Origin of the sequence: Microbacterium sp. HMWF026 (assembly GCF_003061325.1) — a bacterium.
GTDB lineage: Bacteria > Actinomycetota > Actinomycetes > Actinomycetales > Microbacteriaceae > Microbacterium > Microbacterium testaceum_E.
In genome coordinates, this window is sequence record NZ_QAJB01000341.1 from 1 (window position 1) to 5,235 (window position 5,235).

The 5,235-nt window shown below is 72.0% G+C and carries 7 protein-coding genes; 5 read left to right on the forward strand and 2 right to left on the reverse strand.

Going from position 1 to position 5,235, the window contains the following annotated elements:
- Positions 1-384: 384 nt before the first annotated feature.
- Entirely contained in the window at positions 385-1,704 is a 1,320-nt protein-coding gene (locus DBR36_RS12675) for a cytochrome P450 (protein ID WP_108319911.1), read from the reverse strand.
- A gap of 123 nt (positions 1,705-1,827) precedes the next feature.
- On the opposite strand from DBR36_RS12675, the gene DBR36_RS12680 reads away from it, so the two are divergent.
- From DBR36_RS12680 to DBR36_RS12700, 5 genes are all read left to right on the forward strand, one after another.
- Positions 1,828-2,217 (forward strand): ester cyclase, encoded by a 390-nt coding sequence (locus DBR36_RS12680; protein WP_108319913.1) that lies wholly within the window; start codon positions 1,828-1,830, stop codon positions 2,215-2,217.
- Between the two features lie 131 nt (positions 2,218-2,348).
- Positions 2,349-2,630, forward strand: a complete 282-nt coding sequence (locus DBR36_RS12685; protein WP_258222821.1) for a hypothetical protein — start codon at positions 2,349-2,351, stop codon at positions 2,628-2,630.
- Positions 2,627-3,091 carry a BLUF domain-containing protein gene (locus DBR36_RS12690; RefSeq protein WP_258222820.1) on the forward strand — a complete coding sequence of 155 codons (465 nt, stop codon included), beginning with the start codon at positions 2,627-2,629 and terminating at the stop codon, positions 3,089-3,091. The genes DBR36_RS12685 and DBR36_RS12690 overlap by 4 nt, the downstream gene beginning before the upstream one ends.
- Positions 3,088-3,789, forward strand: a complete 702-nt coding sequence (locus DBR36_RS12695) for an alpha/beta fold hydrolase (protein ID WP_108319915.1) — start codon at positions 3,088-3,090, stop codon at positions 3,787-3,789. The genes DBR36_RS12690 and DBR36_RS12695 overlap by 4 nt, the downstream gene beginning before the upstream one ends.
- Before the next feature lie 26 nt (positions 3,790-3,815).
- Positions 3,816-4,454 (forward strand): Pr6Pr family membrane protein, encoded by a 639-nt coding sequence (locus DBR36_RS12700; protein ID WP_108319917.1) that lies wholly within the window; start codon positions 3,816-3,818, stop codon positions 4,452-4,454.
- Here DBR36_RS12700 and DBR36_RS12705 read toward each other — a convergent pair.
- On the reverse strand, positions 4,449-5,153 hold the full coding sequence (locus DBR36_RS12705) for an SGNH/GDSL hydrolase family protein (RefSeq protein ID WP_108319919.1): 705 nt from the start codon (positions 5,151-5,153) through the stop codon (positions 4,449-4,451). The two genes, DBR36_RS12700 and DBR36_RS12705, sit on opposite strands and share 6 nt — an antisense overlap.
- Between the last annotated feature and the right edge of the window lie 82 nt (positions 5,154-5,235).

Sequence of the window (5,235 nt, forward strand, 5' to 3'; positions counted from 1 at the left end):
GGCCTGGACCACCCGCCGCCCGCGTCGCGCGCGGGACTGAGCGCAGAACGCGTGGCGCCCCGCGGTCGGTCCTGGAGTGACCGGCCGCGGGGCGCCTCCGCTTCCGCCCCGCCGCGGACGGGCGGCGGGTGTCGCCCTCGTCGGCTCAGGCCGGCGTGGACCAGCCGCAGGAGGCCTCGGCCAGGTACGCCCGGCCGTGGGCGGACTTCACGACCGCGCGCAACTCGCCGACCTCGTCCGCCCGCGTACTCTCATTGATCGGGATGCCCCGCGCATCGCGCCGTGCGCCGCCGAAAGCGTGTCGAATGGCCGAAAAACGCCGTGCGCGCGCGGGCCGGCGCGGCATGTCGTGGACACTCGACGGGTCCGCGAAAATTCACCCGCTCAGCGCGAGGCCCGACCGAGGTGGAACGGACAGCCCGACGGCGCGTCAGCGCGGCGTACACGCCCCCCGGACCGTGGAGCGGTCGGCATCCGACGCCTGTTCACCTCGAGCCCGTGGCCCGAGATGCGCAGTCGCGGGTCGCTGAGGACCGCGATGGATGCCGCGAGCCCGGCGATCGCGAGCTTCTCGCCCGGGCAGCGGTGGCCGGTGCGCACGTCGCCACCGCCGTGGGGGACGAAGGCCGTCAGCGCTTCGTAATCGTGCACGCCCACGAAGCGTTCGGGGTCGAAGACGGACGGCCGCTCCCATTCGCGCGTGTCGGTATCGGTGCCGAGGATGTCGAGCACGACCCGCCCGCCGGCGGATACCCGCTGGCCGTCGAGCTCGACGTCGGTCTGTGCCCACGCGGGCAGCATGGGCACGAAGGGGGCGGTGCGGCGGATCTCCTGCGCGAATGCCGTCGCCAACTCCCCGCCCACGAGCGACCCGCGCTCCGCGGTCTCGGCCGCGATGCGCTCGCGCCACTCCGGTCGATCGTGCAGCTCCTTCGCGGCGAAGGCGACGAAGCGCGAGACGGCGATCATCGGCCGGAAGCTGTTCTGCAGCTCGATGCCCGCGCGCTTCGCGGGGAGCAGTTCGCCGTCGCGGTCGCGGTGCCAGGCCCACGCGTGCAGGGCGGTGCCCTCGGCCGGGTCGAGCGTTCCGGCGCGCACGGCGTCGATCAGCTCGGCGGCGTGGCGGTCCGACCACCGGCGGTTGAGCAGGGCGAGCGCGAACTCGGGGGAGTACGGCACGCCGAACCCGTCGACGATCTGCGCCTGCCGCTTCGCCCATCGGGTCTGCGCGCCGGCGGTTCCCGGGATGCCGGCCCATCGCATGATCGCGCGCCCGAGCGCCCCCACTGCGGCCTCGTAGGCCGATCGGGCGCCGCCGGCGACCCACGCGTCGAGCTCGTCCCGCCACTGCCGCTCGAGCTCGGGCAGCAGGCGCTCCACTTCGGCGTCGTCGTAAAGGACGTCGACGAAGGTCGCCTTGCGGTGGCGGTGCTCGTCGCCGTCGAGGCTGTGCACCGAGCCGTGGCCGAACAGCGACTCCTGGATGAACGCCGGCATCGCCCCATGGCGGCGGATGCGGGACTCGTCGTAGAACAGGGCCACGCCCTCTTCGCCGCGCACGAAGAGCGCCTCGCGTCCGAGCAGGCGGAACGGGACGGCCCGGGCGCCCCGGTCGGCGCGCCGCCAGAGGTGTGCGCCGAAGCCGTAGCCGCGGACGAGGAGCGAGAGCGAGTCGTCACGAAGAAGGGCGAGGGGGGATGCCATGCCGACACGCTGCCACCGCCGACGGGCACGCCCGAGGGGGCGGCGTGACGACGCGCGCTGTGGTAGCGCAGGGTCGCGCCGTCCACGCGCCGCCCCTCCGGCATCCCCTCGCATAATGAAGGAATGGAGCCCTGGGAGACGCGTGAGTGGTTCGGGGAGTTCCTCGACGCCCTGAACCGGCACGACGTCGAAGCGGTCCGGTCGTTCGTCCACCCCGCTGTGCGGCGGGCGCATCTGCCGGCGGGAGCCGAGGCCTGGATCGCCGACTACGCCGAGCTGCTGCACGGGTTCCCCGACTGGCAGTACAAGCGCATCCAACTGCTCGTCGAGGATGACCGGATCGCGGTGCACCTGCGCGGGGGCGGTACCCACACCGGCCCGTTCGCGCACGTGCCGCCGACGCGCAGGCGGGTGAACATCGCCTCGTTCGCGATGTACCGCGTGGAGCGGGGGCTGATCGTCGAGGCGACCGGGACGGACGATGCCGCCCAGCTGCGCGCCGCGATTTCCTGAGGCGTCCTGAGCGGATCGCTGCGTTCGCGTGTTCTCACCTGCGCGATCTGTCAAGGGCGGCCCGGTGTCGGGGGTCCCGGGTACGGTCGCTCATGCCCGATCGACCACGGGCAGAAGGAGCGGCGACCGTGATGTCCACCGACCGCCCCGGCGCCGGAGTCGTCTGGGCCCGCGTCGAAGAAGGTTTCCACGTCGGCAGCCGCAAGGGCGTGTTCCTCGGCTATATCGACCGGCAGTCCGACGGCGTCTTTCTCGCCTACGACGGTACGTCTCGCGTGGTGGGCCGCTTCTCGGCGCTGACCGCGGCGATGGCGGCGGTCACGAACGGCCAGCCTCCGCAGGACGCCGAGATCACCCTCGAGCAGGTGCGGGTGCCGGCGCCGCGTTCCCTCGGACGCGAGGCGGCGTCGTGAGCGCGCCGCTGTTGTCGGTCTCGTACGTGAGCACGGCGACCGCCCCGTTCGACGACGAGCGTCTGGCCGACCTGCTGACGCAGAGCCGCGGGTCCAACCATGCGCACGATCTGACCGGCATGCTGCTGTACCGGCGGGGCCGGTTCTTCCAGGTGATCGAGGGGCCCCAGGATGCGGTGGAGCACCTGATGGATGCCATCCGCCGCGACGATCGCCACTCCGACGTGCGCATCCTCCTGTCCGAGCGGATCGACGAGCGCCGCTTCACGGAGTGGACGATGGGCTACGAACCGATCGGTGTTCCCACCTCCCCGGCGCCCGAGGGCTTCCGCGACACGTTCGACGACCTCGAATCCGACGACGACGACGCCATCATCCGCGCCGTCCGCGAACTGACCGTCTGGTTCCGCGCGAGAACTCTCGCGGGTGCGACCACCCTTGAGAGAGAAGGTTCACGATGACCACGATCGTCCTCGTCCCCGGCGCCATGCACGGCGCCTGGGTGTTCGATCCGCTGCTCGCCGCGCTGTCCGAGCGCGGGGTGACCGCTGTCACCGTCGACCTGCCCAGCAGCTCGGACGACACCGCCGGCATCGGCTCGCTCACGGATGATGTGGACGCCATCCGCGCCGCCGTCGCCCGGATCGAGGGTCCGGTGGTGCTCGCGGCCCACTCGTACGGGGGCGTTCCGGCGCGCGCGGCGGCGGGCACGATCGAGTCGGTGCGAGGACTCGTCATGATCGCCGCCTTCGCTCTGCCGGTCGGGGTGTCGCTGCTCGACGCGCAGGGGGGCCAGTTCCCGCCCGGCTACGAGCGGTCGGCCGACGGTCGCGGCGTCAAGATCGGCGATATCGCAGAGACCATCTACTCCGGGGTCGACCCCGCTGTCGTCGAGAAGGCTCTCCCGCGCGTGCAGTGGCAGAGCGTGGAGTCGTTCACGCAGCCGGCCCCGGCTGAGCCCGGCCCCGACGTCACGATCACGACCGTCATCGCGACCGACGACAAGGCCCTCCCCGCCGATCAGCAGCGTCAGTGGGCCGAGTCCTCGGACGCGCAGGTGTCGGTGGCGTCGGGTCATTCTCCGCACGTGTCTCACCCTGACGCGGTGGCGGACGCCATCGTCGACACGGTTCGACGGGTGGACGCCACGGCGTCGTGACGCGACTCGGGCGGTAACGTCTCGGGATGAAGTCCCTTCCCGCCTCGGCGCGTGCGGATCCGCGGCGTGCGCTCGGCCGTATCGTCGTCGGGGCAGCGGTGCTCGCCGTCATCTCTTACGCGTACGCCCTGCGTGTCGCCGTGGGCGATGCGAACCCCTTCGATTTCTTCGGGTACTTCACCAATCAGACGAGCGCTCTGATGGCCGCCGTGCTGATCGTCGTCGGGCTGCTCGCGACGAACGGTCGGCGCATCCCTCCGGTGCTCACGGTGGCGTGGGGCGTGGGGGTGGCCTGTCTGATCGTGGTCGCCGTGGTCTACAACGGCCTGGTCCCGGGGACGGGTTCAGCGCCGCCGTGGGTCAGCATCGTGCTCCACACCGTCTTCCCCGCGCTCGTCGTCGTCGACTTCGCCACGGCGCCGGACCGCCCGGAGTTGCCGTGGACGCGGCTGTGGTGGGTGCTGCCGGGCCCGCTGCTGTGGGTCGCCGTCGTGCTCTTGCGCGGCGCGACCGACGGCTGGGTGCCGTACGGGTTCCTGCTCCCTGAACGCGGCCTCACCTCACTGGTGCTGCACGTGTTCGGCATCCTGGTGCTGCTCCTCGCGGCGGCGACGGGGGTGTGGTCTCTCAGCCGCGCGCGGTGGGCCCCGCGGCCCCCGTCATAGGGGCGGATCGAGGGCGCGAAGCGCGGCATCCATCCTGCTCGCCATCTCGGCGTAGCCCGTGTCGTTCGGGTGCAGGCCGTCGTCGGCCATCCAGCTGTCCGTCGAGCCGGCGTAGTGGCCGTCGAGCCACCGACTGGCCCCGTCGATGTGGTCGGCGCCGATGCGCGTCGCCGCGTCGCGCACCCACCCCGCGATGACGTCGACCGACGCGGGACGCTCGTTCGTGTACCAGAACGGCTCGACCACCACGATCCGCGCCTCGGGCAGGCCCTCGCGCAGACGGTTGAGGTCGCTGTCGATCGTGCGGTGGATGGCGTCGGCGCGATCGTCGTAGCTGAAGTTGTCGTTCAGGCCCATCGTGACGAAGACGATGTCGGGATCGTCGGCGATCACGAGCGCCGGGATGTCGTCGAGACCGTCGCGCATCGACGCGCGGCGGTTGACGAAGCCGAGACCGTTCTCGCTGCGGTTGATCTCCTGCCACCCGCGTTCGGTCGAGATGACCGTCGACCACCGGCGCTCGGGCGCGCTGGCCCCCGTGCCCCGCGTATACGAGTCGCCGTAGAACGACACCACTGGTGCGTCCGCCGGCCCCTGCGGTGTCGCGACGTCGGCGGCGGGCTCGGCGGGCGAGCACGCGGCGAGACCGAGGACGAGGGATGCCGTCGCCACGGCGATGCGGAGGAGCCGGGTGCGCATGTGCCAATTGTCACCCGGGTTCCGGCGGTCGGGCTCGACCGGCCGTGCGCATCCCGGCCCACGAGTCCGCGCCGTACCGGAG